This window comes from Nocardiopsis sp. NPDC058631 (assembly GCF_042716955.1).
Classification (GTDB): Bacteria; Actinomycetota; Actinomycetes; order Streptosporangiales; family Streptosporangiaceae; genus Nocardiopsis.
The window spans coordinates 21,464-46,036 of record NZ_JBHXQY010000018.1; the positions used below are offsets into that span (position 1 = coordinate 21,464).

The window sequence follows — 24,573 nt, forward strand, 5'->3', positions numbered from 1 at the left end:
TCGTCCGGTTCCGGCCTCCGGGTGGGCCGGGCGAACCGCGGTTGGCGATACTGGACGCGACAACCCGACGCACGCCCCGCGTGGCCGCGTCGCGGTGCGGGCGGCCCGGGCCGTTCCGTGTGACACGAGACCACCTGTGAGGAGGTGCGGCGGCCACCCGTCCCCTGGCCGGGCGCCCCCGCAGCGAGACCGATGACCCATCCCCCCGACGACGGTTCGTTCCCGGGTCCCCCCGGAGGACAGCCGTTCCCCGGTCAGCCCGGCCCTCCCCGCCAGGGGTGGTCCCCCCACCCCGGGCAGCAGCCCCCGCAGGGCCCCCACGGGCCGCAGGGACCGACGTACGGCGGTCATCCGGGGCAGCGGTACGTCCAGCCCGGCCACGGCGCTCCCGGAGGCCTCCCTCCCCGGCAGCCGCCCGTACCGGGGCGCCCCGGCGGACCGGGGCGGCGCGGACCGGGTCCGGTGATCGGGGCCGTCGCCGCCCTGGTGGTGGTCGCCTCCCTCAGCGCCGTGGTGTGGACCGCCGCCGGGGGCCGACCCTACGCGGACCTGCCCGGCTGCCGGCAACTGCTGCCGGCCGAGGTGGTCGACGGCATCCCGGGGGCCGCCGACCCCCTGGCCGAGGGCGACTACTACCCGGCCGAGGAGACGGGCTACGAGGAGGGCGGCCAGATCGGCCACCTCGCCTGCTCCGTCAGCGACTCCTACGTCTTCCTCCTCGACGTCCAGGCGTTCCTGTACGACTACGAGGACGGCGGTGAGGCCGTCACCGACCTCCGCGAGGAGATGGGGGACGCCCGCGAGGACCTGGAGAGGGACAACCCGCCCGAGGGTGTGAGCGGCGAGGTCCTCGACCGGCGGACCGTCTCCGCGGGGGACGGGGGCTTCGCGGTCCTGTACCAGGACGAGGAGTACGCCGAGGAGGTCCTCGCGCAGGCCTCCTTCACCCTCGTGAACGTGGCCGTCACGATCAGCCTGCCGCTGGAGGACGGGGGCATCGGCGAGGACGGGGCCCTGGACTTCCTCGGCGACTTCGCGGGGCAGGTCGAACGCCAGATCTCCCGCGAGGCGGAGAGGGCCTGACGGAGGGGCCCGGTGCTACCCCGACACATGCCGGGGCGCCGCCGGGACCCTCCGCCGGTACCGCGGCCCGCTACTGCGGGTCGGGGATGAGCTTGCCCGGGTTCAGCACGCCCTCGGGGTCCAGGGCGGCCTTGACCGCGCGCAGCACGTCGCCGCCCAGCGGTCCGATCTCCGCCGCCATCCACGGCCGGTGGTCCGACCCGACCGCGTGGTGGTGGGTGATCGTGCCGCCGTTGGCCACGATCGCGTCCGAGGCCGCGCGTTTGGCCCGGCCCCAGCGCGCCACCGGATCCGCTCCGGCCGCCGTCGCCACCGTGAAGTACAGGGACGCGCCCGTGGGATAGGTGTGCGACACATGGCACATCACCACGGCGCCGCCTTCGTCACCCTCCAGCGCCCCGGTGAGCGCCTCGGACACGGCCGCGTACAGCGATGGCAGGTCGGTCCACGACGCGGCGGTCTCCAGCGTCTCGGCGATGACGCCCGCCGACAGCAGCGTGTCGCGCAGGTAGGGGGAGGAGAACCGGTTGTCGCGCCAGTGCGCCACCGGTTCGGGGCCGAGCGGAGTGCCGCCCGCTTCCGCCATGAGCTCCCGCACCGCGGCCGCGCGGGTGTCCACCTCGGCGGACGCCCCCTCGAAACCCAGGACCGCCTGGCACCCGGGGGAGGCCTCCCTGCCCCCCATGGCCGCCCCCACGAACGTCTCCGACTCGTCCAGCACACGCGCCATGGTCGGCCGGGTGTCCGACTGCGCGAGGGCGCGCAGCGCGTCCACCCCCGTCGTGAAGTCGGGGAACGTCCACGCCTCGTCCAGAACTCGCTCGGGACGCCTGCGCACACGCACGCCCACCTCGGTGATGACGCCCAGCGTGCCCTCCGAGCCCAGCAGCAGGCGGCACAGGTCCGGTCCCGCGGCCGACGCCGGAGGGCCGCCCGCCTCCAGGGTGCCGCGAGGGGTCGCCACGCGCAGCGACACGACCATGTCCTCGAACCGGCCGTACCCGGAGGACGCCTGGCCGCTGGAGCGGGTCGCCGCGTAACCGCCGATGGTCGCGTACTCGTGGCTCTGCGGCAGGTGGCCGAGGGTGAGCCCGTGTTCCGCCAGCATCGCCTCGGCGTGCGGCCCGCGCACGCCCGCGTCCAGGACGGCCGTCATCGACACGGGGTCCACGGACACCAGGCGGTCCAGGCGGCGCAGGTCGAGGGCGACCACGGTGTGAAAGCCCCCGCGCAGCGGGGCGACGCCGCCGACCACGCTGGTGCCGCCGCCGAAGGGCACCACCGCGACGCGCTCGGCCGAGCACACGGCGAGCAGTCGCTCCACCTCGTCGTGGTCGGCCGGGTACAGGACCGCGTCCGGCGCGGGGTCCGCCGTCCCCGCGCGGCGCAGGAGCAGGTCTGGGGTGCTCTTGCCCCCGCAGTGGCGCAACCGGACGGGGTCCTCCGTGTTCACGTGAGCGGAACCGACCACCTCGGCGAACAGGTCGCGCACCCGGACGTCGAGCCTGCTGGGAGGCAGTTCCACCTGTTCCTCCGGGACCGGGGGCAGCGCCTCGATCCTGGCCCGGAGCACCTGGGCGACGAGGTCGCGCAGGCCGGGGTCGAGCTCCTGCGCCCTGGCGGGGTCCCCCCAGGCGAACCAGCTCATGTCGGGTGCGGTGTCCGTGCCCGGACCGGTGCCGGGGGCGTGACCGCCGCCGGGTGGTGTGTTCTCGTGAGCCATGCTCTACAGTTTTACATATGGCGTCAAAACGTAACGTAGAGGACCGGATCCTGGACGCGGCCCGCGCCTGCGTCGAGGCCTTCGGGGTGCGCCGCACCACGCTGACCGACGTGGCGCGCCGCGCCGGGGTCAGCAGGCCCACCGTGTACCGCCGCTGGCCCGACGCGACCGCGCTCGTCGCCGACCTCCTCACCCGCGAGCTGCGCCAGATCCTGAGGGACGAGGACGTGGCCTCCACCGACGGCCCGGCCGGGGAGAGCGTGCGTTCGGGCCTGGTCCGGCACGCGGCCCGGGTCGCCCGCACGATGCTGTCGCACCCCCTGTTCACCCGGATCGTGGACACCGAGCCCGAACTCCTGGCGACCTACACCTTCCACCGGCTGGGCGCCAGCCACCGGGCCGCCCTCGACCTGGTGGAACCGGTCATCGCCGAGGGGCAGCGCGACGGCTCGGTCCGCGCGGGCGATCCCGCGGCCCTGGCCCGTCTGGTCCTGGTCACCGTCCAGGGCACGGTCACCTCCCGCCGCCTGTTCGCCGACGTCCTCGACGAGGACCGGCTCGTCGGCGAACTCGCCGTCCTCCTCGACGGCTACCTCGCCCCCTGACCCGCCGCGACCCCACCGGGCCGGATGACACCGCACACCGGTCGACCCGCCACACCGCCCCCCGGAAAGGACCGCCCGCATGAGCACCACGAGTCCCGCGTCCCCGTCACTGAACACCGCCCGGAGAACCGCGGACCTCGCCGAACTGGAGGCCCGGCCCGAGGTGGACGTCCTGGTCGTCGGGGGAGGCGTGACGGGGGCCGGAGCCGCACTCGACGCCGCCTCGCGCGGTCTCTCCACCGTGCTGGTCGAACGCCACGACCTCGCCTTCGGCACCAGCCGGTGGAGCTCCAAGCTCGTTCACGGAGGCCTGCGCTACCTGGCGAGGGGGCAGGTCGGCATCGCCTACGAGAGCGCCCGCGAACGCGACGTGCTCATGCGGGTGACCGCGCCCCACCTGGTCCGCCCCCTGCCGATGGTCGTGCCGGTCCACCGCGGGAGCGGGCTGGCCAGGGCGCTGGCCGTGCGCGCGGGCATGGGCATGGGCGACCTCCTGCGCGTGATGGCGGGAACCCCCGGAAGCGTGCTGCCCCGCCCGCGCCTGCTCAACGCCCGCCAGACCCTGCGACTGCTCCCCGGGACCGCCAGGCGCGACCTGCTCGGGGGCATCCTCTCCTTCGACGGACAGCTCGTGGACGACGCCCGCCTCGTGATCGCCCTGGCGCGTACCGCCGCCCGCGAGGGGGCCCGGGTCATCACCCGCTGCTCCGCCGAGGCAGTCACCTCGGAGGGAGCGGTGCTGCGGGACGGGGCCACGGGCCGGATCATCCCGGTGCGCCCGCGCGCCGTCGTCAACGCCACCGGGGTCCACGCGGACCTCCTGGACCCCCGCGTGCGGCTTCGGCCCAGCCGGGGCAGCCACCTCGTACTCGACGGGGCGGCCCTCGGCCACCCGAAGGCCGCGCTCACCGTACCGATCGGCGGCAGCGTCAGCCGTTTCGTGTTCGCCCTGCCCCAGCCGGACGGGCGCGTGTTCGCCGGGCTCACCGACGAACCCCTGGACGGACCCGCCCCGTGTGTCCCGGAGGTGCCCGACAGCGACGTGGACTTCCTGCTCGACCAGTTCAACGCGGCGCTGGAGACCGGGCTCGGACGCGGTGACGTCATCGGCGCGTTCGCCGGACTGCGCCCGCTCCTGGAGGGGGTCGGCGACAGCGCCGACCTGTCACGCGAGCACGCCGTCTCCGTCGCACCGAACGGGACGGTCACCGTGGTCGGCGGGAAGCTCACCACCTACCGGGCGATGGCCGAGGAGGCCGTGGACGCGGCGGTGCGCGTCCACCGCCTGCCCGCGCGCCCCTGCCGGACGCGCTCCCTGGCCCTGGTCGGCGCAGCCTCCCGCGAGGAGCTGGACGCGGTGGACGCCCCGCGCCGCCTGGTCGACCGGTACGGCACCGAGGCCGTCGACGTCCTGGCCGGGGCCGCGGGCGCCCCCGACCTGCTCGCGCCGGTCGTGCGGGGTGTCACCGGCGCCGAACTCCGGTTCGGGGTGCGCCACGAGGGGGCCATGGACGCGGACGACCTGTTGGACCGCCGCACCCGGATCGGTCTGGTCCCGTCGGAGAGGGCCGAGGCGGAGGCGGCGGCCGAGAGCGCACTCGACGCGGTGGTCTGAAGGGCCGCGCCCCCCATGCGGCCGCCGACAGCCGGGCGGGGGAGCAAGCGGGAGGGCCCGGACACGGCCGCACGCGGCGCGGAACCACGGGCGGTCCGTGCCCCGGTATCCCAGGTACTCGCCACACCCGCATCCCCTGTCCCGCAGGGGTCTTATCGCGTAAGGTCGTAGCCGTTCCGCGCCGCACCTCCCCCTGGCGGCCGTCGAACGCTCCCGCAGCCGCCCCCTCCCACGGTTCGCCTGTTCACCGAGCCGCCCCGCCGAAGGAGTCACCCATGCCCACGCTCGTTTCCGTGCCCACCCTGGCCAAGGAGGAGGACTCCGTCCTCGCGGGTGTCCCGGACGAGTACCGGCACTACTTCAACGGCCGGCCGCCGGTCCCCTACACCAAGCGCCACTGGGAGTTCCCCGGGGAGCCCGCGAGCGTACCGCTGGCCCGCGCCTTCCTGGACACCTGCGCGGCGACCCGGGACTCGGAGTTCCGGTACGTGTTCTCCCTGCTGGGGACCGAACTGGCGACCAACGCCCTCCGGCACAGCCGTTCCGGTGAGAAGGACCAGACGTTCGTGCTCAAGGTGACCCGGGGACCCAACGGCCTGACCCTGGCCTGCCGCGACAACGGCAGGCCCACCAGCGCGCCGTCGGGGGAGGACGGCCCTCTGAGCGCCGCTCCGATGGTCGGCGACCGGCTCACCGCCGAGAACGGCCGCGGACTGGCCCTCGTCGACAGCTTCGCCACCACGTGGGGCGACAACGGGCACCCGAGCTTCCGCAAGGTCTGGTTCCACCTGGCCTACGACCTGCGGGGCAGTTCCTGGCCCGCCGCCTGACCAGGGGGGAGGCGCGGAGCGGTCGGCCCCGGCCGGGCACGGGCCCTTGTCAGGGCCGCCTCCGCCGTGCCAACATACCGGCGAGTAGCAAGGGTGGCGCAGATCACGGGACGGCGCGATCCCCGATCAGCCCGGGCGGTCGCGCCCGGAACCCCCAGGCGACTCCACGTCGGCACCGTCACCGAACGCGGTCCGCGACGACCGGCACCCCATGCCGGCCCGTGCCCCCCGACCGCCGAGCCGCACCCCCCCCGCGCGGCCCGATCCCGAGGTGTCCCCATGGATTCCGCCATCGCCACGATCGCGCTCCCCGCCGCGCTCGCCATCATCATGCTCGGCCTCGGCCTGAGCCTGACCACCGGTGACTTCGTCCGGCTCGTCAGGCTGCCCGGCACGGTCGCGCTCGTCCTCGGCTGCCAGATCCTCCTCCTGCCGCTGTTCGCGTTCGGACTGGTCCTGCTCTTCCAGCCGCCACCCGCCCTGGCGGTCGGCATGATGCTGCTGGCCGCCTCCCCGGGAGGCACCACCGCCAGCCTCTACAGCTACCTGTTCCGGGGCAACGTCGCGCTCAACATCTCCCTGACCGCGCTCAACTCCGTCACGGCGATGGTGAGCCTGCCGCTGATCACCAACCTGTCGATCGCCTTCTTCATGGGGGACGGGGACACCCTCGGCCTGCAGGCGGACAAGGTCCTCCAGGTCTTCGCGATCATCCTGGTTCCCGTCGCCGCGGGCATGCTCGTCAGAGCCAGGGCCGCCTCCTTCGCCCAGCGCATGGAGAGGCCGGTCAAGATCGCGTCGGTGCTGGTGCTGTTCGGCGTCATCGCCGTCGCCATCTTCCAGGAGCGCGCCAACCTCGGTGACTACATCGTCGCCGTGGGCCTGATGGTGCTGCTGTTCAACATCGCCAGCCTCGCCGTCGGCTACTGGGCACCGCGCGTCATCGGCACGGGCCGCCCCGAGGCGATCGCGTCCTGCATGGAGATCGGCCTGCACAACACCACGCTGTCCCTGGCCATCGCGCTCAGCCCCGCGCTGCTCGACAGCACCGAGATCGCGATCCCGTCGGCCGTGTACGGCGTGCTCATGTTCTTCACCGCGGGCGCGACCGGAATGCTGCTCAACCGGCGCGGCGCGCGTGAGGACGCCGGGGCCGCCGACGGCTGACCCGCCGGCCGCACAGGCGCGCTGCTCACCTGCCGTCGAGGTAGGCGAGCACCGCGCGCACCCGGCGGTGCCCGCTGTCGGACGGCGACAGCCCCAGCTTCGCGAAGATGTTGCCGACGTGCTTGTGCACCGCGTTCTCGGTCACCACGATCCGCTCGGCGATCTCCCCGTTGCCCAGCCCCTCCGCCATCAGCGCCAGCACCTCGTTCTCGCGCCGGGTGAGGGTCTCCAGGGGATCCCGGGACCGTCGCGCCAGAAGCTGCTGCACCACCGAGGGGTCCATCACCGTGCCGCCCTCCGCGACCCTGCGCAGGGCGTCCACGAACTCGCTCACCCGGCCCACCCGGTCCTTGAGCAGGTAGCCCACCCCGCCCCGGCCGTCAGCCAGAAGTTCACCGGCGTAGTCGCGCTCCACGTACTGCGACAGCACCAGCACCGGCAGCGCCTCGTGCCGCTGCCGGGCCGCGATCGCCGCGTGGATGCCCTCGTCCCGGAAGTTCGGCGGCAGCCGCACGTCCACGATCGCCAGGTCGGGCCGGTGCCAATCCACGGCGTCCGCGAAGGCCGCCGCGTCCACGGCGACCTCCACCACCTCGAACCCGCGCGTGGACAGAAGCAGCTCCAGGCCCGCGGACAACAGCACGTTGTCCTCGGCGATCACGATCCGCACGGCAGCTCCACATCGACCACGGTCGGCCCGCCTGCCGGGCTGTCCACGCGCACGGTACCGTCCAGGGCGGCCACCCGGCGACGGATCCCGGTCACCCCGCTGCCGCGGGACTCGTCCACCCCGCCCGCGCCGTCGTCGCGCACCGACACCCGCAGGACACCGCCGACCCGCTCCAGGCGCACGTCGATCTCCTGGGCGGTGCTGTGCCGCACCGCGTTGGTGACCGCCTCGGTGACCACGAAGTACGCGGCCGTCTCCGCGGCCACGGGCAGTGTGCCCAGCTCGCCCACGTCCAGCCTGGTCGCGACCGTGGTGCGGGCGACCAGCGCGCTCAGCGCCCCGGCCAGACCCCGGTCCGCGAGGATGGGCGGATAGATGCCCCGGATCACCTCGCGCAGTTCGGTCATCGCCTCCTCCGTCCCCTCGTGGGCGTTCTTCAGCAGCGCGGCGAGCTTGGGATCCTCCGCAAGCGCCTCCCGGGCCACACCCAGCTGCATCGCGATCGACACGAGCCGTGCCTGGGTGCCGTCGTGCAGGTCGCGCTCGATCCGGCGCAGCTCGGCACCGTGGGCGTCCACCACGTCCGCGCGGGTCCGGCTCAGCTCGTCCACCCGTGCGGCCAGAAGCTCCGCCTCGGTGGGGGCCAGCAGTCGCAGGTTCAGGCGGGCGTGCGCCTTGGCCGCCCGGACCACGACCCACCGGAGCAGGACGAACCCGAGCACGAGCTGTACGGCCATGGTGGTCAGAGCTGTGCCCCAGCTGTCGGCGGGGAACCACAGGAACTGGAACTCCTGGCCCTCGGGGGCCGCCCACCAGAACGGGAACTGCGCCGCGGAGAGGGGCATGGCGACCGCGCCCAGACCCAGGAGGCCCACCGGCAGGCTCACCACCGCGAACACGGGCATCCACAGCAGCACCCTGCGGGTGGACGGCTCGCGCCACAGTGCGCGGAAGCCGGGGACCTCGGCGCCGGGGAGATCCGGCACCGGAACCCCGAGCAGGCGGGAGGCCTGGCCCTGGTGCCAGGCGGCGAACCTCCCCATGGCTCCGAGCCAGTGCGGCAGCAGCATGAACCCGATGCCGCCGATCGGCACGGTGAGCACCACGGCCAGTGTCAGGGGCAGCGCCACCAGCATGGCCAGACCGGACCCGAAGGCCACCAGCAGGTAGCCGCTCGCCCACAGCGCACGAGCCCAGACATCATTCATCCTCGGTCCTCTCGCAGTTCACGCCGTTCGTGTCCGAACCGCTCGGCACCGATCAGTCTGGGCCATTCCGGAGGTGTCCGGCACTACAGCCAGCCACCCTGTTCGCCCTACGGTCCGGAGGGTGCGCGGCGAAAACCCGGGGTTCCCGGACAACCGTTCGCCAACGCATGGGCATCTCAGGAAAGAAGTCGGGGAAGGACCCCGGCGTCGGCGCACACACGGAGAAAGGAGGGGCCGGTGCTCTCCCCGAACCGCACGCCACTGCCCCGCCCGGTCCACGGGATCTACGTCCGCAACGTCCTCCAGAGCTGCGGCGGCTACTTCGCCGCCGCCTGGGCCGAGGCGGAGCCCCTGCCGGACGGGCACCCCGACGGTTTCGAGTTCGTCAACGCGGTCCCACCCGTCGGCCCGAGGAGGGAGTGCCTGCCCGACGACCTGGCGGTGGCCTTCGCCGAGGGCCTGCGGCTGGCATGGCACGCCGGCGGCGGAGCGCAGCCGGGTCTCGTGGCCCTGGTGCGTCTGGTCGACGCCCGCTGGCACCGGGAGGACTCCACACCGCGAGCCTTCCGGATGACCGGTGAGCTGGCCGCCCTGGAGATCTCCCGCTGCGTGTCCGAGAACCGGGACCCGCGCCCCGTGCTGCGCAGCAGCAGACAGCCCTACCTGCCGTGGGAGCGGAGCATGGTCGGTGTCCTCAGCGACTGATGCCCCCGGTCAGCCCGACCGGTCCCCTCACCGCCCCGTGCCCGCGCCCCCTCGGCGGTCGTGGCCGCCGGGGGTGTGGGCGGTGGCGGTTGCGTTCTTCTCGCGCAGGGCCGCCTGACGAGGGCTGCGGTCTCTTCGCGCGGGCGGGGCCCGGCCCGGGGCAGGGGGCGGGCACCGCGGGGCGCCGTGCTCAGTCCTCCTCGCTCTCCTCCTCGTCCTCGTCCCCGGTGAGGGAGTCCACGGCGACCGCGACGCTGATCACCAGGGCGGCGTCGCCGCCGAGGTCGTGTCTGTGGGTGTTGACGTCCACCGCGTAGGTGTCCCGGATGCGGAACCACTTGCGGGACACGTGCGCGACGGTGCCGTGCTCGTCGCTGATGACGTACTCCTTGCCCAGGAAGTCGCCGGTGACCTCCCAGTCGGGTGCGCCCTCCATGTCCACCACGAGCTTGTCGCGCAGGGGGTTGACCAGGCGCTTGCGCACGGTGGCGACGGTGTCGCCGTCGCGTTCGACGCGCATCTGGTCGCGGATCTTGAACAGCTTCTTGCGGATGACGGTGAGGACGTTGCCGTCGGTGTCCTTGAGCTCGAAGGTCGTGCGGATCCGCAGGGCCTTGCCGTCGACGAGGAAGACCTTCTGGTCGTTCTCGTCGGTCACCCAGTAGTCGTCACCGATGTCAAAAACGCGTTCGCGTACCAGGAACTTCATGACTCGAAGCTAGGGCACGGCGACCCGGCGCACCACCCCGGGCCAGAGCCTGTGGACGACACGCGCGTCCGTGGTGCTCCAGGGGCGCAGGGGTCGCAGGGTGTGGATGTGGTGCCCCTGTCAGGTCTCCACCGGGGCGAGGTCGCGCAGCGCCCCCACGAGAGGGGCCAGTTCCGGGGTCCGGGCCGCCTCGTCCAGGGTCTCCCTGAGCACGGCGTCGTGCGTGGGACGTGCCTCGACGAGCAGGGCCCTCCCCGCCGGGGTGAGCTCGGTGTAGATGCCGCGCCGGTCGTCCGCGCACAGCACACGGGTGAGCAGCCCGCGGTCCTCCAACCTGGTGACCAGGCGGGTGGTGGCGCTGTTGGACAGAGCGGCGGCGCGGGCGAGCTGGCGCATGCGCATGTGCCAGCCGTCCTGGCGGTCGAGGGCGTCCATGACGGTGTACTCCACCACGGAGATGCCGTGCCCCGACTGGAGGGCCTTCTCCAGGGAGGCCTCGATCAGCCCGTGGACGGCGGCGAGCGTCCGCCATCCGTGCGCGCGGATCTCCACGGCGTCGTCGGCGATGCCCATGGCCACACCCCGTTTCCCTCGGCCAGCGGCGTGCTGGGGCACACATAATAGCAGCTTGCGCCGATAGGGGGCGTGTGCAACTATCTTCGTTGCGTATGCAACTAGTGCACACGCAACGACCAAGTCCCGTTCGGAGGCACACTCCTCATGCCGCTCGCGCTCTACGCCCTCGCCGTCGGGGGTTTCGGCATCGGACTCACCGAGTTCGTCATCATGGGCCTGCTGCCCGAGGTGGGCGCCGACTTCGGCGTCACACCCACCGTCGCCGGGTACCTCATCTCCGGCTACGCGCTCGCCGTCGCCGTCGGCGGTGTCGGGTTGACGGCCCTCCTGCACACCGTCAACCGCAAGCGGGCACTCCTGCTCCTCATGGTGCTGTTCATCGCGGGCAACACCGTCTCCGCGCTCGCCACCACCTACGAGGTCATGCTCACAGGGCGGATCCTCGCCGCACTGTGCCACGGTGCGTTCTTCGGCATCGGCGCGGTCCTCGCGGCGGGCCTCGTGCCCGCGCACCGCAAGGCCGCCGCCATCTCCGTCATGTTCGCCGGTCTGACCACCGCCAACGTCCTCGGCGTCCCCTTCGGTACCTTCCTGGGCCAGGCCCTCGGATGGCGCTCCACCTTCTGGGCGATCACCGCCATCGGGATCGTCGCGTTCGTCGGCATCGTCGCGCTCGTCCCCGACACCGGTGCGGCCGAGAAGGCGGAGCGAAGTGGATCCGGAGGGCTGCGCGTCGAGTTCGGCGCGTTCCGCAGCCTCCAGGTGTGGCTCTCGCTGGCGGTCACCGTGCTCGGCTTCGGCGGCATGTTCGGCGGATTCACGTACATCGCGTTCACCCTCACGGAGGTCACGGGATTCTCCTCGGCCGCGGTGCCGTGGCTGCTCGTCCTCATCGGTGTCGGCCTGTTCGCCGGGAACCTGCTCGGAGGGCGCTTCGCCGACCGCGACCTGGGCCGCACCCTCCTGATACTGCTCACCGGACTGGCCCTGGTCCTGGGCGTGTTCGCACTGGTCGCCCACCTCCCCTGGGCGACGGTGGCCGCCCTGGTGCTGATGGGCGGGTTCGGGTTCGCGACCGTCCCCGGGCTCCAGATGCGCATCATGGGGTTCGCCGACACGGCGCCCACGATGGCCTCCGGCGCCAACATCGCGGCGTTCAACGTCGGGAACGCCCTGGGCGCCTGGGCAGGTGGTCTCGGCCTGGCCGCGGGGCAGGGCTACACCTCGCCTCTGTGGACCGGGGGGCTGATCACCCTTGTCGGCCTGGGTGTGATGGTCTTCGCAGCGCTGGCGCCCGGAGGAGAGTTCTCCCGCCGTCCGCTCCCGGCGCGGGAGGCCGCCCCGGTCGACTGACGGAGGTTCGCTCCGCCCGAGCTCCCGTTCCGGCCCCGCGGTGTGTGGGAGCCGGCTCACGCCGGCGGCGTGATGCGGACGTTGCCGGGCGGTCGTGCCGGTGGGGTGCCGGCGGGGGTGCCGCCGGTCGAGGAACCCGCGCTTCTTCCGGTGTGGGACGCCAGGTGCGGGAAGGTAGGAACCATCCGACCCGAAGGACGTCATGACCTGGCACACGCAACCGATGGCCGCCCTGGACTTCGAGTCCACCGGCCTGGACCTGGCCACCGACCGGATCGTCACCGCCGCACTGTGGCGGATCGACCCCGGCGCCCGCACCAAGGAGGCCACCACCTGGCTGGCCGACCCCGGGGTGGAGATCCCCCCGGAGGCCGCCGCCATCCACGGGATCACCACCGAGCACGCCCGCGAGCACGGCCGCCCCGCCGCCGAGGTGGTCGCCGAGATCGGCGCCGCCCTGGAGCGGGTCGTCGTGGACGGGCTGCCCGTGGTGATCTACAACGCCCCCTACGACCTCGGCCTGCTCTCGGCCGAACTGGAACGGTACGGCGCGGGGGTGAGCTACTTCGGGCAGCTGCGCGTCGTCGACCCCCTGGTGCTGGACAAGCAGATGGACCCCTACCGCAGGGGCGGCCGCACCCTGGTGGACGTGTGCGCGCACCACGGCGTGCCCCTGGACGAGAAGCAGGCGCACGGGGCCTCCGCCGACGCGCTCGCCGCCGCCCGTCTGGCGTGGAAGCTCGGCGCCGCCCACCCCGAGCTGGCCGAGATGGGCCTGGACGACCTGCACACCGCCCAGGTCGGCTGGAAGGCCGACCAGGCGGCCTCCTTCCAGGCCTACCTGCGACGGGGCCGGGACCCCGAGGCGGTCATCGACGGGTCGTGGCCGCTCGCCAAGGCCTGATTTCCCGGCCCCCGCGGCGAGGGCCGGGGGAGGGGTGGCCCCCGCGGGCGATCGGGCCGTCCCTCCCCTGCCCGAGGACGGATCACCGTCCCCGGGCCCCTCGCCCAGGGGCCCCGCTACCCCCGAGGCGGCACGAAGCTCCAGCCGGTGCCCGCCAGGGCCAGCGCCCGCGCCTCGACCACGGCCATGCGTGCCGCCCGCTCCTCCCGGTCGGTGTGCGCGGCCGAGGCCGTCACCTGACCGGGCCACTTCCGGTACAGCAGGCCGGGCTCCTTCGTGAACCACCCGCGGCTCACGGCGTCCAGCGCCAGCAGCAGTCCGGTGTCCTCCGACGCGGGGAGAGCCATCCAACCGCCGAGGGCCAGGAGCAGGTCGCGGCGCACGCAGAGCGTCGCCGGGTGCACCTGCGCCAGGAAGTCGTGCTCCCTCCAGTAGGAGAGGACGGATCCGCGCTCGACGGGCCCTTCGCCGGGGTCGCCCCCGAAACCGGCGGTGGTGCCGTCGGGCAGCAGGTCGAGGACCGCCGACGCCGCCCACGCGGCTCCGGACCCACCCGCCAGCGCGGCGACGTCCCGCGCCAGAGCCCCCGGCGTCAACTGGTCGTCGGCGTCCAGGACCTTGACGAACTCGCCCTTCGCACGGGACAGCGCCATCGTGCGGGCCATGCCCGCCCGGCCGGGCCGCCCCTGCCCGAAGCTCACCCGGGCGTCCTCCGCGAGGTGGGGGCGGACCGCGTCCGTCTTCCCGTCCTCCTGGACCACCCACTGCCACTCCCACCCGCGGGGGAGCCGCTGCTCCACGAGGGACCGGTACGCGGCGGGCAGGAAAGGGGCGCCCGGCGCGTGTACGGCCGTGATGACGGAGACGATCCGGGTCATCGGCTACCAGCGCTCCAGCCGCGTCGTGAAGACCGCCTCGGAGCGGTCGCCGGGAAGGATGACCTCGGACCAGTCCACGACCCTGCCCCGCGTGTCGATCGAGGTCTTCCTGAGCACCATCACGGCGGTGCCCGCGCCGAGCCCGAGACCGTCCGCCTCGTCCGGGGTGGGCGGCCTCGCCGTGATCCTCTCCTCCACACGGTCCACCTCGACGCCGACCGTGCGCAGCTGGCTCTGCGTGCCCCCGGGCCACGGTTCCCGGGTCTCGTCGAGCAGGTCGGGATTGGACTCCACCAGGTCGAGAGCGAGGTAGGAGGACGCCACGCTGAACGGTGCGTCCTCGTCGCGGTGGCGTGTCCGGTAGACGCGTTCCAGCAGCGCGGTCCCCTGCGGGACCCCGAGGGCCTCCGCCAGGCCGGGGTCGGCCCCGACCCGCGTGTAGCGGGCGCTGAACACCAGGTCGTCCACCACGGACCCGGTGTCGTTCTCGGTCGCCCCGGTGGCGCTCCGCTCCCGCAGGCCCGCGTGGGCCCGGTCCTTCTCCCACTGGTGGCGTTCGCTGCTCCGCCGCACCGTGCGCCGCGGTGCGAGCACGACGGTGACCGAGTCACCCTTGTCCCCGACCAGGCCCTCGGCGCGGAGGAGCACAAGCGCCCCGCGCACGGCCGCCGGGTCCGTGCCGTGGAGTTCTGCCAGTTCGGCCTCGGAGGGCATCGGCCCACCGGGGGCCGGGTCCCCGGCCCGGATCCGCCGCCGCAGCTCACCCGCGACCCGCTCGTACTCCCTGCCCCCGACCATGCGTCTCTCACCCGTTCCCACCGGTCCTAGACGGACCGTCACCAGGAGTCGGGGACGTCGTCCCCCTGCCAGGCGGGTCGATCTCCTCCGGGCCGTCGCGCCCGAACACGGCCCCGGCACGGCGTCCGGGGCGCGTCGGGGCCCTCGGAGTCCCGGGAAAAGAAAAAGACCAGCGGGGAACAGTGTTCCCGCTGGTCGTCTCCGTATGGCGCTGACGCGCCCGTGTGCCCCCTGCAGGATTCGAACCTGCGCCCTCGGCTCCGGAGGCCGATGCTCTATCCCCTGAGCTAAGGGGGCTGGCTTGCGTGAACAACTGTAGCAGGGGAGTCAGGCCCTTCGTCCACTGCTGGCGGGCGCTCCCGGGAGGGGTGCGCCGATCGGCGGATTCCAGTGGTGCCGTGTCACCGCGCGGCGGTAGTGTCACGCCCGTGAACGCCCTACCCACACGGGTTCTCGTCGTCGAGGACGACGACGTGATCCGGGAACTGATCCGCCTCAACCTCGAACTGGAGGGGTTCGAGGTGTTCACTGCCGTGGACGGACGGGACTGCCTCGACCGGGCCGCCCACATCGCCCCCCACGTCATCACCATGGACGTGATGATGCCCCGCATGGACGGCTGGACCGCCGCCGAGCGGCTCCGTGCGGACACGCGCACCCGGGACTGCCCCATCATCCTGGTCACCGCCCGCACCCAGGCCGACGACCAGCGGCGCGGCGAGCGGATCGGCGTCGACGCCTACGTCACCAAGCCCTTCGACCCCGATGCGCTCATCGACGTCATCCGCGAACTCGTCGACCGTGCCGGAGGCCCCGCATGACCCCCGGACGCCTTGAGGCCCTCCTGCGGGAGGCCGCCGCCCGCGCGTTCGACCTTCCTCCGGACGAGGTCCCGTTCGTGTGGCCGCGCCACGACCAGGCCGACGGGGCGGCCGACGCCGCCACCGCTCTGGCGCCGCGCCTGCTCGGGAAGGTCGCCGCACAGCTCCCTCCGGGAGGGGGACGCGGCCGACGCCTCCACCTGCTGGTCGGCGGCCGTGTGGCGGCGCAGCTGGAGAGCATGCGCGAGGCGGGTCTGGCGGACTTCGCCCGGGTCCTCTGTGACGGACGCGGCTTCCTCAACATCACCTTCACCGACGACCAGCGCGACGCCCTGGTGGCCGAGGCGGCCGACGGCCCCCGCTTCCTCACCGGCCGCGCCTGGGACGGCGAGGGGGAGTGGCCGCGGACCACCCTGCACGTCGCGGGACCGGTAGCCCGGGCCCGCAGGCTCGCCCGCGCCGACGCCCGGGGCCGCATAGCGCTGGCCACCGGGTCGCGGCCACCGCCGCCGGGCCCGGGCGGCGCCGAGGTGTCCTGGCGCGACCCCTACCTGGACGGCGACCGGAGCGAACTCGTCACCCCCGCGGCGCGTGCCCTCGGCGCAGTCGGGGAGGACAGCGCGCGCGTCGCCTTCTGCCGGTCGGTGCCCGAGCGGCCCCGCGCAACCGAGACCACCGGCCGCGACCTGCCGGTCCTGCCGTCCGCGGAGTACCCCGGGGCCTGGGCCCGTCTCACCGACGCCAACCCCGCCTTCCGGCTGCGCCACGCGCACGCCCACGCCGTCACCCGCGGACGCTGGACGGCGGAGGGGGCGCCGCCCCCCACCGGGTGCCCCGCGCACACCGCGGCGGTACGCGGCCTCCTCTTCGACGGGCCAGGCGTCCTGGACACGGCCGCGCGCCGAGAGGAACCCCATATCCTGGTGAGATACCTGGAAGCGCTGGCCAGTGCCTACGATGAGTGGCGGACGTGTCCCTACTCGGCCGCCGGACCGGCGGAGCGGACCGCCGCGGTTCCGGACACGGCCACGGCACTGCCCGTCGCCGTCGCCGGAGTCCTCCGCACCGGGCTCTTCCTGCTCGGGGTGTCAGCGCCCACAAGGCTGTAGACACCCCGCCGTGCCTTCGGGGGCACACCCATTCCACGCGTTCCGATCGGGTTGGTGGACAATGGGCCCGGGCGCCACCGCCGGGGGCCCGCCGACCCGCCCAGCCGTACAGTTCCAGCCGAAAGCCCATCATGAGCCGCTACGCCCACCCCGCCGGATCCCGTCACGCGGAGATCCTGCCGGAGGACAACCCGCCGCTGCCGCCGGAGAACCTCAACGACCTGAACCCCCGGGTATGGCCGGCGACGGCCCGCCGTTCGGAGGGGGAGGTCACGATCGGCGGTGTCGGCGTGCGCGAACTCGCCGCCACCCACGGGACGCCCCTCTTCGTCATGGACGAGGAGGACTTCCGCGGCCGTGCGCGCGACTACCGCACGGCCTTCTCCGACGCCGACGTCTACTACGCGGGCAAGGCACTGCTGAACAAGGCCGTCGCCCGCTGGGTCATGGAGGAGGGCCTCAAGCTGGACGTGTGCTCGGGCGGCGAACTCGCCGTCGCCCTGGCCGCCGGGGTTCCCGCCGAGCGCATCGGCATGCACGGCAACAACAAGTCCGTCCACGAACTGCACCGCGCCGCCGAGGCCGGTGTGGGACGGATCATCATCGACTCCTTCGACGAGATCGCGCGCCTGGAGTCGGTCGCCGCCGGACTCGGCGTCCACCCGAAGGTCCTCATCCGTGTGACCACGGGCGTCGAGGCGCACACCCACGAGTTCGTGGCCACCGCGCACGACGACCAGAAGTTCGGCTTCGCGCTGAGTACCGGGGCCGCGGCCGACGCCGTCCGCAGCGTTCTCGACGCACCCCACCTCGAACTGGTGGGCCTGCACTCGCACATCGGCTCGCAGATCTTCGACACCTCCGGGTTCGAGGTCGCCGCCCGCCGGGTCGCCCGGTTCCTCACCGGTGTCCACGAGGACCTGGGCATCACCCTCGCCGAACTCGACCTCGGCGGCGGACTCGGCATCGCCTACACCTCCGGCGACGACCCCCTCGACCCCAAGGCGATCGCCGCGGGCCTGACCTCCATCGTGCGCAGGGAGTGCCAGGACGCGGGGCTGCCCATGCCGCGCATCGCCGTCGAGCCGGGGCGCGCACTGGCGGGCCCGGCCGGGATCACCGTCTACGAGGTGGGTACGGTCAAGGACGTCGAGGGGATCCGCACCTACGTCAGTGTCGACGGGGGGATGAGCGACAACATCCGTACCGCCCTGTACGGCTCGGAGTACACGAGCCAGCTGGTGTCCCGGGAGAGCGACGCCGCCCCCATGCTGTCGCGCCTGGTGGGCAAGCACTGTGAGAGCGGCGACATCATCGTCCACGACCTCTACCTCCCGGAGGACCTGAGGCCGGGCGACCTGGTGGCGGTGGCCGCCACGGGTGCCTACTGCTACTCCATGGCGAGCAACTACAACCATCTGCCCAGGCCGGCCATGGTGGCGGTCAGGGACGGGAGCGCGCGCGTCATCGTGCGCAGGGAGAGCGAGGAGGACCTGCTCCGCCTCGACGTCGGCTGAACAGTCCACTCCGAGGCGGCGCAGCCGCGCGAGGTGGGGACACGAGAGAAGTGGGAGTCACGCCCAAATGGCGATGAAGGTGGCGCTGCTCGGATGCGGCGTTGTGGGTTCGGAAGTCGTCCGCCTGGTCAACGAACAGTCCGAGGAGCTGGCCGCGCGGGTGGGCACGCCGATCGAGATCGGCGGGATCGCGGTGCGTCGCATCGACCGCGACCGCGGGGTCGACCCAGCGCTGCTGACCACCGATGCCACGGCCCTGGTGACGCGTCCCGACATCGACCTCGTGGTCGAGGTGATCGGCGGGATCGAACCGGCCCGCTCGCTGATCCTCGCCGCGGTCAAGGCGGGCAAGTCCGTGGTGACGGCGAACAAGGCATTGCTCGCGGAGGACGGTCAGACCCTGCACGCGGCCGCCCGCGACGCCGGGGTGGACCTGTACTACGAGGCGTCCGTGGCGGGGGCGATCCCGCTGCTGCGCCCGCTGAGGGACTCGTTGGCCGGTGACCGGGTCAACCGCGTGCTGGGCATCGTGAACGGCACCACCAACTACATCCTCGACCGGATGGACTCCCAGGGTGCGGGGTTCACGGAGTCCCTGGAGGAGGCCCAGGCCCTCGGGTACGCGGAGGCCGACCCCACCGCCGACGTGGAGGGCTTCGACGCCGCGGCCAAGGCCGCGATCCTGGCGCGGCTGGCCTTCCACACCCAGCGGGTGACCGCCGCCGACGTCCACCGCGAGGGCATCACCGGCGTGTCCGCGGGTGACATCGCCAGCGCGCGTGCGATGGGCTGCGTGGTCAAACTCCTGGCGATCTGCCAGCGCTCCGAGGACGGCGGGTCGGTGGGCGTGCGCGTCCACCCGGTGATGCTGCCGGTCGAGCACCCGCTGGCCAGTGTCAAGGAGGCCTACAACGCGGTCTTCGTCGAGGCCGAGTCGGCGGGACGCCTCATGTTCTACGGGGCGGGCGCGGGCGGCACACCGACCGCGAGCGCGGTCCTGGGCGACCTGGTCGCGGTGGCGCGCAACCGCCTCGCGGACACGTCCGTGGCCGAGGGGGCACACGACACGGGGCTGCCGGTGCACGACATGGGCCACACCATCACCAGCTACCACGTGGCGCTGGACGTGGCCGACCGTCCCGGTGTGCTCTCCAAGGTCGCGGAGATCTTCGCCGACCACGGGGTGTCCATCAAGAACGTCCGGCAGGAGGGGACCGGGGACGACGCGCAGCTGGTCCTGGTCAGCCACCCCGCGCCGGACGCCGCGCTCAGCTCCACGGTCGAGCTGCTGCGCGAGCACGACATGGTCCGTGAGGTGGCCAGCGTGATGCGGGTGGAGACCTTCTCGGACTGACATCCGGGGGCGCGCCGACCTCGCGTACCGGCACGGCCGCGGAGGCCGGCCGGGGGTGCGCCCCCGGTGCGGGGGCGGGGCCGCGCGGATCTTCCGCGCGGCCTCCCGACCATGCCCGGATGGGCCACATGATGAGACGCTGACGACCGCGATTCGAGATACTGTGTGCGGGGTCGTAGACTCGTAGCTGGTCGGGACCCTGAGGCGCCAACGCGCACCGTGGAGAACCCCACCGCAATCCACCGCGCGCAAGCGAAGCCGCATCCACCCGAAAGGGACTCAGTCGTGAGCATGGCACGGGCGTGGCGAGGCATCGTCGAGGAGTACCGCGACCGCCTCCCCGTCAACGAGAACACCCCCGTCGTCACCCTCCAGGAGGGCGGCACGCCCCTGCTGCCGGCCACGCGCGTCTCCGAACTCACGGGCTGCGAGGTCTTCCTCAAGGTCGAGGGGCTCAACCCCACCGGCTCCTTCAAGGACCGCGGCATGACGATGGCCATCTCCAAGGCCGCCGAGGACGGCGCCAAGGCCGTCATCTGCGCCTCCACCGGCAACACGAGCGCGAGCGCGGCCGCCTACGCCATCCGCGCGGGCATGACCTGTGCCGTTCTGGTGCCCCAGGGCAAGATCGCCATGGGCAAGCTCGCCCAGGCACTCGTCCACGGAGCCCGCCTGCTCCAGGTCGACGGCAACTTCGACGACTGCCTCGAACTGGCCCGCAAGCTCAGCGTCGACTACCCCGTCGCCCTCGTGAACTCGGTCAACCCGTACCGGCTCCAGGGCCAGAAGACCGGTGCGTTCGAGATCGTGGACGCCCTCGGCGACGCACCGGACGTCCACTGCATCCCGGTGGGCAACGCGGGCAACATCAGCGCCTACTGGATGGGCTACAGCGAGTACGCCCGTGACGGGATCTCCTCGAAGAGCCCGCGCATGCTCGGATTCCAGGCCAGCGGCTCCGCGCCCATCGTCAACGGCGCCCCCGTCACCAGCCCGAGCACCATCGCCACCGCCATCCGCATCGGCAACCCGGCCTCCTGGAAGCTCGCGGAGCAGGCGCGCGACGAGTCCGGCGGACTGATCGACAAGGTCACCGACCGCCAGATCATGGCCGCCTACAAGCTCCTCGCCGCGGAGGAGGGAGTGTTCGTCGAACTCGCCTCCGCCGCCAGCGTCGCCGGTCTCATGCAGGCCGTCGGGGCCGGCCAGGTCGAGCGCGGCAGCCGCGTGGTCTGCACCGTCACCGGCAACGGCCTCAAGGACCCCGACTGGGCACTGGCCGGAGCCTCCTCCGCCGTCACCGTCCCCGTGGACGCACTCGCCGCCGCCCAGGCCCTCGACCTCGCCTGAGGACGACCGCCGTCCGCGGCCCCGGCGCGGCGGGAGATGACCCGTCGCGCGCCCCGCACAGGAGAAAGTCCGCCGTGACCCCACCACGCCCCACCGCGGTGTCCGTCCGCGCGCCCGCCACCAGCGCCAACCTCGGTCCGGGCTTCGACGCCCTCGGCCTGGCCGTGCGCCTGTACAACGAGTTCGAGGCCACCCTCAGAGACGACGGCCGACTCCGCGTCCGGGTGAGCGGTGAGGGCGCGGGAGAGGTCCCGCTCGACCAGCGGCACCTCGTCGTCCGCGCCATGCGCGAGACCTTCGAGAGAGCCGGGGAGGTGCTCCCCGGGCTCGACCTGACGTGCGTCAACAACGTGCCCCACGCGCGGGGGCTCGGCTCGTCCTCCTCCGCGATCGTCGGCGGTGTCGCCGCCGCCAGCGCCCTGCTGGGGCGGGTCGGTCCCGACGGCGGCCCGGACCGGGACGGCATCTACCAGATCGCCGCCGACATCGAGGGCCACCCCGACAACGTGGCGCCCTGTGTCTACGGCGGGTACACGGTCGCCTACCGGGACGGAGAGCGGTGGGGCGCGGTGCGCCTCTCCCCGGACGAGCGGATCCTTCCGGTGCTGTGCGTCCCGGGCGAGCGGCTGTCCACCGAGCGGGCGAGAGGGCTGCTGCCCGAGACGGTGCCGCACGCAGACGCCGCCTTCAACGCCGGCCGTTCCGCGCTCATGACGGCGGCCGTATGTGGCCATCCCGAAACCCTGTACGCGGCGACCGAGGATCGGCTACACGAGTCCTACCGGGCGCCGGCGATGCCACGCACCCTCGACCTCATTCGTGACCTGCGTGAACACGAGGGGTTGCCCGCCGTGGTCTCCGGTGCGGGGCCCACGGTGCTGGTGTTGTGCTCGGTCGGCTCCGGTGCGGCGGAGGCTGATTCGCCGGAAATCATCCGGCAGGTTGATTCGATTCGTCGGAGGGCGGGTAATGATTGGGACATACGCCCCCTGCACGTTGAGCCGGAGGGGTGCGGTCCCCATCTCCCCATCCGTAGCACCTGTGTCGAGGAATAGCCGTGGCCTCTGGTGATGTTAGGCTTGGTGAAGCACCAGATGCCCCGTTGCGGGGCGAGTGCTCATCCGCCACAGCGGCTTCCGCATCCCATACTCCGGTGGTCCGGTCTCACGACCACTCGGAAGCGGCGGCCAACGTGTCGAGTCAGCGGTTCTCCCGCGACTGTGCCAACGTCATCGAAGTCCACTCCTCCTCGGATGAGTGTGTCACCACGGTTGACGGGCATCACCACCGAGCCATCCGCCCCGACGTCTGGCTGTACCCAGAGCCCGCCGCGATTGGGTAGGGGACCGTCTCCATACCGGTTTCCGACATCCACGTGGGGCACGCCCTACCCGGCCCCTGCCGGTTCGCACCACCGGGCCGGCCGATCAAGCAATCCGCTGACGGCCGAAGCCCGCTCCTTGGGAAGGACCCTTAGTGAGCGACACCACCGAACTCCATACGGACGCGGCGGTCGACAGCAAAGCCTCCACCGGCGCCTCCGTAGCGGAGGCTGGCGATGGCGCGCCCACAGGTGCGCCGTCCAGGTCCCGCACGGCGTCGCGCGGTACCGGGCTCGCGGCTCTGAAACTCCCCGAGCTTCAGAAGCTCGCCTCCAGCCTGGGCATCACCGGTACGGGGCGCATGCGCAAGAGCGACGTCATCGCCGCGATCGAGACCAAGCAGGGTGGCCCCGTGGGCGGCCCGGCGAAGGCCAAAACCGCAAAGAAAGCCGACCCGGCCCCCAAGGCCGGTAAGGTCGAGGCAACCGACGGCTCGATCGAGGCCCAGGCCCCCGACACGGCGAGCACGGACGAAGCCCCGCGCCAGCGCGCGGCCGACCGGCCGTCGGACCAGGCCGTGACCGACCCCCAGGGTGGACGGGGCGACAAGTCGTCCCGCAGCCGGCGTTCGTCCCGCAGGCGCGGTGACGAGACCGGCGACCCGGCCAGGTCGGTGGACGGCGCCGACTCCTCTACCTCCGCGAGCAGCGTGACCAAGACATCCAGTACCCCCCAGAAGAACGGCCCCGACTCCGCCGAGGACCGTGACAACAGGTCCGGGCAGGGTCGCGAGCGCCAGCGCAACCGCCGCAACCGCAACCGCGGTGGCGACGACCAGAACGCCAACGGCAGTGCCCCGCAGCAGAGCGGAGGCGGTCAGAACCAGGGTCAGAGCCAGAGCCAGGGCCAGAGCCAGGGCCGGGACCGCGACAGGGACCGCGACCGCGACCGTGACAGGGACAGGGACCGCAACTCCGGAGGCGACGACGACGACTTCGGCGGACGCCGCCGGGGACGCCGCCGGGACCGCCGCGACCGCCGCGGACGCGGCGGGGGCCAGGAGCCGGAGCCGGTGATCGGCGAGGACGACGTCCTACTGCCCGTCGCGGGCATCCTGGACATCCTGGACAACTACGCCTTCGTCCGGACCACCGGCTACCTGCCGGGCCACAGCGACGTGTACGTCTCCCTGGCCCAGGTGCGCAAGCACGGCCTGCGCAAGGGCGACCACATCATCGGCGCGGTCCGCCAGCCCAAGGACGGCGAGCGCCGGGAGAAGTTCAACGCCCTGGTGCGGCTGGACTCGGTCAACGGCATGTCGCCGGACCAGGCCCGGGGCCGCCAGGAGTTCTCCAAGCTGGTCCCGCTCTACCCCCAGGAGCGCCTGCGACTGGAGACCGAGCCGCACATCCTCACGACGCGGATCATCGACCTGGTGGCGCCCATCGGCAAGGGCCAGCGCGGGCTCATCGTCTCCCCGCCCAAGGCGGGCAAGACGATGGTGGTTCAGGCGATCGCCAACGCGATCACCGAGAACAACCCCGAGTGCTACCTGATGGTGATCCTGGTCGACGAGCGGCCCGAGGAAGTCACCGACATGCAGCGCACGGTCAAGGGCGAGGTCATCTCCTCGACCTTCGACCGTCCCGCGGAGGACCACACGGTCGTCGCCGACCTGGCCATCGAGCGGGCCAAGCGGCTCGTCGAGATGGGCATGGACGTCGTCGTCCTGCTGGACTCCATCACCCGCCTGGGCCGCGCCTACAACCTGGCCGCCCCGGCGAGCGGACGCATCATGTCCGGTGGTGTGGACTCCACCGCCCTCTACCCGCCGAAGCGTTTCTTCGGCGCGGCCCGCAACATCGAGGGCGGCGGCTCGCTGACCATCCTGGCGACCGCGCTGGTCGAGACCGGCTCGCGCGCCGACGAGGTGATCTTCGAGGAGTTCAAGGGCACCGGCAACATGGAGCTCAAGCTCAGCCGGGGCCTCGCGGACAAGCGGATCTTCCCGGCCGTGGACGTGGACGCCTCCAGCACCCGTAAGGAGGAGATCCTGATGTCGCCGGAGGAACTGGGCGTCGTCTGGAAGCTCCGCCGGGTTCTGCACGCGCTCGACACCACACAGGCGATCGAGCTGCTCCTGGACAAGATGAGGGAGTCCAAGAGCAACGCGGAGTTCCTGCTCCAGATCCAGAAGACCACCGTGGGACCGGAGCGCTAGCCCCGGACACACGTGAACGCCGACGGCCTCCTCCCGACCGGGAGGGGGCCGTCGC

The 24,573-nt window shown here is 72.7% G+C and carries 21 protein-coding genes, 1 tRNA gene and 1 pseudogene; 15 read left to right on the plus strand and 8 right to left on the minus strand.

Annotated elements, in window-relative coordinates:
* Positions 1–462: 462 nt before the first annotated feature.
* A complete protein-coding gene (locus tag ACFWTE_RS08905; RefSeq protein ID WP_378778750.1) occupies positions 463–1,083 on the plus strand; it encodes a hypothetical protein in 621 nt (206 codons plus the stop codon).
* Positions 1,084–1,153: 70 nt separating this feature from the next.
* Here the strand turns inward: ACFWTE_RS08905 and ACFWTE_RS08910 are convergent, their stop codons facing one another.
* The gene (locus ACFWTE_RS08910) at positions 1,154–2,731 is read right to left on the minus strand and encodes an FAD-binding oxidoreductase (RefSeq protein WP_378778796.1); all 1,578 of its coding nucleotides are present in this window, start codon (positions 2,729–2,731) and stop codon (positions 1,154–1,156) included.
* Positions 2,732–2,823: 92 nt separating this feature from the next.
* Here ACFWTE_RS08910 and ACFWTE_RS08915 point away from each other — a divergent pair, with 92 nt between their 5' ends.
* From ACFWTE_RS08915 to ACFWTE_RS08930, 4 genes are all read left to right on the plus strand, one after another.
* Positions 2,824–3,411 (plus strand): TetR/AcrR family transcriptional regulator, encoded by a 588-nt coding sequence (locus ACFWTE_RS08915; protein WP_378778751.1) that lies wholly within the window; start codon positions 2,824–2,826, stop codon positions 3,409–3,411.
* 79 nt (positions 3,412–3,490) lie between these two features.
* Entirely contained in the window at positions 3,491–5,026 is a 1,536-nt protein-coding gene (locus tag ACFWTE_RS08920; protein WP_378778752.1) for a glycerol-3-phosphate dehydrogenase/oxidase, read from the plus strand.
* 275 nt (positions 5,027–5,301) lie between these two features.
* On the plus strand, positions 5,302–5,856 hold the full coding sequence (locus tag ACFWTE_RS08925) for an ATP-binding protein (protein ID WP_378778753.1): 555 nt from the start codon (positions 5,302–5,304) through the stop codon (positions 5,854–5,856).
* A 279-nt stretch (positions 5,857–6,135) separates the two neighbouring features.
* On the plus strand, positions 6,136–7,023 hold the full coding sequence (locus tag ACFWTE_RS08930) for a bile acid:sodium symporter family protein (protein ID WP_378778754.1): 888 nt from the start codon (positions 6,136–6,138) through the stop codon (positions 7,021–7,023).
* A 25-nt stretch (positions 7,024–7,048) separates the two neighbouring features.
* Here the strand turns inward: ACFWTE_RS08930 and ACFWTE_RS08935 are convergent, their stop codons facing one another.
* On the minus strand, positions 7,049–7,693 hold the full coding sequence (locus ACFWTE_RS08935; protein ID WP_378778755.1) for a LuxR C-terminal-related transcriptional regulator: 645 nt from the start codon (positions 7,691–7,693) through the stop codon (positions 7,049–7,051).
* A complete protein-coding gene (locus ACFWTE_RS08940; protein ID WP_378778756.1) occupies positions 7,681–8,901 on the minus strand; it encodes a sensor histidine kinase in 1,221 nt (406 codons plus the stop codon). Before ACFWTE_RS08940 ends, ACFWTE_RS08935 begins: the two co-directional genes overlap by 13 nt.
* A 237-nt stretch (positions 8,902–9,138) precedes the next feature.
* Between ACFWTE_RS08940 and ACFWTE_RS08945 the strand changes: the two genes are divergently transcribed.
* On the plus strand, positions 9,139–9,606 hold the full coding sequence (locus ACFWTE_RS08945) for a hypothetical protein (protein ID WP_378778757.1): 468 nt from the start codon (positions 9,139–9,141) through the stop codon (positions 9,604–9,606).
* A gap of 190 nt (positions 9,607–9,796) precedes the next feature.
* On the opposite strand, the gene ACFWTE_RS08950 is transcribed toward ACFWTE_RS08945, so the two are convergent.
* Positions 9,797–10,315: an LURP-one-related/scramblase family protein gene (locus tag ACFWTE_RS08950; RefSeq protein WP_378778758.1), complete on the minus strand. Its 519-nt coding sequence runs from the start codon at positions 10,313–10,315 to the stop codon at positions 9,797–9,799.
* Positions 10,316–10,435: 120 nt separating this feature from the next.
* Positions 10,436–10,888 (minus strand): MarR family winged helix-turn-helix transcriptional regulator, encoded by a 453-nt coding sequence (locus ACFWTE_RS08955; RefSeq protein WP_378778797.1) that lies wholly within the window; start codon positions 10,886–10,888, stop codon positions 10,436–10,438.
* 147 nt (positions 10,889–11,035) lie between these two features.
* Here ACFWTE_RS08955 and ACFWTE_RS08960 point away from each other — a divergent pair, with 147 nt between their 5' ends.
* Positions 11,036–12,244: an MFS transporter gene (locus ACFWTE_RS08960; RefSeq protein WP_378778759.1), complete on the plus strand. Its 1,209-nt coding sequence runs from the start codon at positions 11,036–11,038 to the stop codon at positions 12,242–12,244.
* A 202-nt stretch (positions 12,245–12,446) separates the two neighbouring features.
* The gene (locus ACFWTE_RS08965) at positions 12,447–13,148 is read left to right on the plus strand and encodes an exonuclease domain-containing protein (protein ID WP_378778760.1); all 702 of its coding nucleotides are present in this window, start codon (positions 12,447–12,449) and stop codon (positions 13,146–13,148) included.
* 116 nt (positions 13,149–13,264) lie between these two features.
* Here the strand turns inward: ACFWTE_RS08965 and ACFWTE_RS08970 are convergent, their stop codons facing one another.
* From ACFWTE_RS08970 to ACFWTE_RS08980, 3 genes are all read right to left on the minus strand, one after another.
* On the minus strand, positions 13,265–14,026 hold the full coding sequence (locus ACFWTE_RS08970; RefSeq protein ID WP_378778761.1) for a glycosyltransferase family 2 protein: 762 nt from the start codon (positions 14,024–14,026) through the stop codon (positions 13,265–13,267).
* Positions 14,027–14,029: 3 nt separating this feature from the next.
* Positions 14,030–14,824 (minus strand): GntR family transcriptional regulator, encoded by a 795-nt coding sequence (locus ACFWTE_RS08975; protein ID WP_378778762.1) that lies wholly within the window; start codon positions 14,822–14,824, stop codon positions 14,030–14,032.
* A 225-nt stretch (positions 14,825–15,049) separates the two neighbouring features.
* Positions 15,050–15,121 (minus strand) — tRNA-Arg (locus ACFWTE_RS08980).
* A gap of 131 nt (positions 15,122–15,252) precedes the next feature.
* Here ACFWTE_RS08980 and ACFWTE_RS08985 point away from each other — a divergent pair.
* The 7 genes and pseudogenes from ACFWTE_RS08985 (at position 15,253) to rho (ending at position 24,518) form a co-directional block, all read left to right on the plus strand.
* A complete protein-coding gene (locus ACFWTE_RS08985; protein WP_378778763.1) occupies positions 15,253–15,645 on the plus strand; it encodes a response regulator in 393 nt (130 codons plus the stop codon).
* Positions 15,642–16,754, plus strand: a complete 1,113-nt coding sequence (locus tag ACFWTE_RS08990; protein WP_378778764.1) for a DALR anticodon-binding domain-containing protein — start codon at positions 15,642–15,644, stop codon at positions 16,752–16,754. The genes ACFWTE_RS08985 and ACFWTE_RS08990 overlap by 4 nt, the downstream gene beginning before the upstream one ends.
* A 131-nt stretch (positions 16,755–16,885) precedes the next feature.
* The gene (gene lysA, locus ACFWTE_RS08995; protein WP_378778765.1) at positions 16,886–18,271 is read left to right on the plus strand and encodes a diaminopimelate decarboxylase; all 1,386 of its coding nucleotides are present in this window, start codon (positions 16,886–16,888) and stop codon (positions 18,269–18,271) included.
* A 67-nt stretch (positions 18,272–18,338) separates the two neighbouring features.
* The gene (locus ACFWTE_RS09000; RefSeq protein ID WP_378778766.1) at positions 18,339–19,625 is read left to right on the plus strand and encodes a homoserine dehydrogenase; all 1,287 of its coding nucleotides are present in this window, start codon (positions 18,339–18,341) and stop codon (positions 19,623–19,625) included.
* Between the two features lie 291 nt (positions 19,626–19,916).
* Positions 19,917–20,975: a threonine synthase gene (thrC, locus tag ACFWTE_RS09005; protein WP_378778798.1), complete on the plus strand. Its 1,059-nt coding sequence runs from the start codon at positions 19,917–19,919 to the stop codon at positions 20,973–20,975.
* Positions 20,976–21,073: 98 nt separating this feature from the next.
* Positions 21,074–22,011: pseudogene (gene thrB, locus ACFWTE_RS09010) on the plus strand (homoserine kinase).
* Between the two features lie 440 nt (positions 22,012–22,451).
* Entirely contained in the window at positions 22,452–24,518 is a 2,067-nt protein-coding gene (gene rho, locus ACFWTE_RS09015) for a transcription termination factor Rho (RefSeq protein ID WP_378778767.1), read from the plus strand.
* Positions 24,519–24,573: the final 55 nt, after the last annotated feature.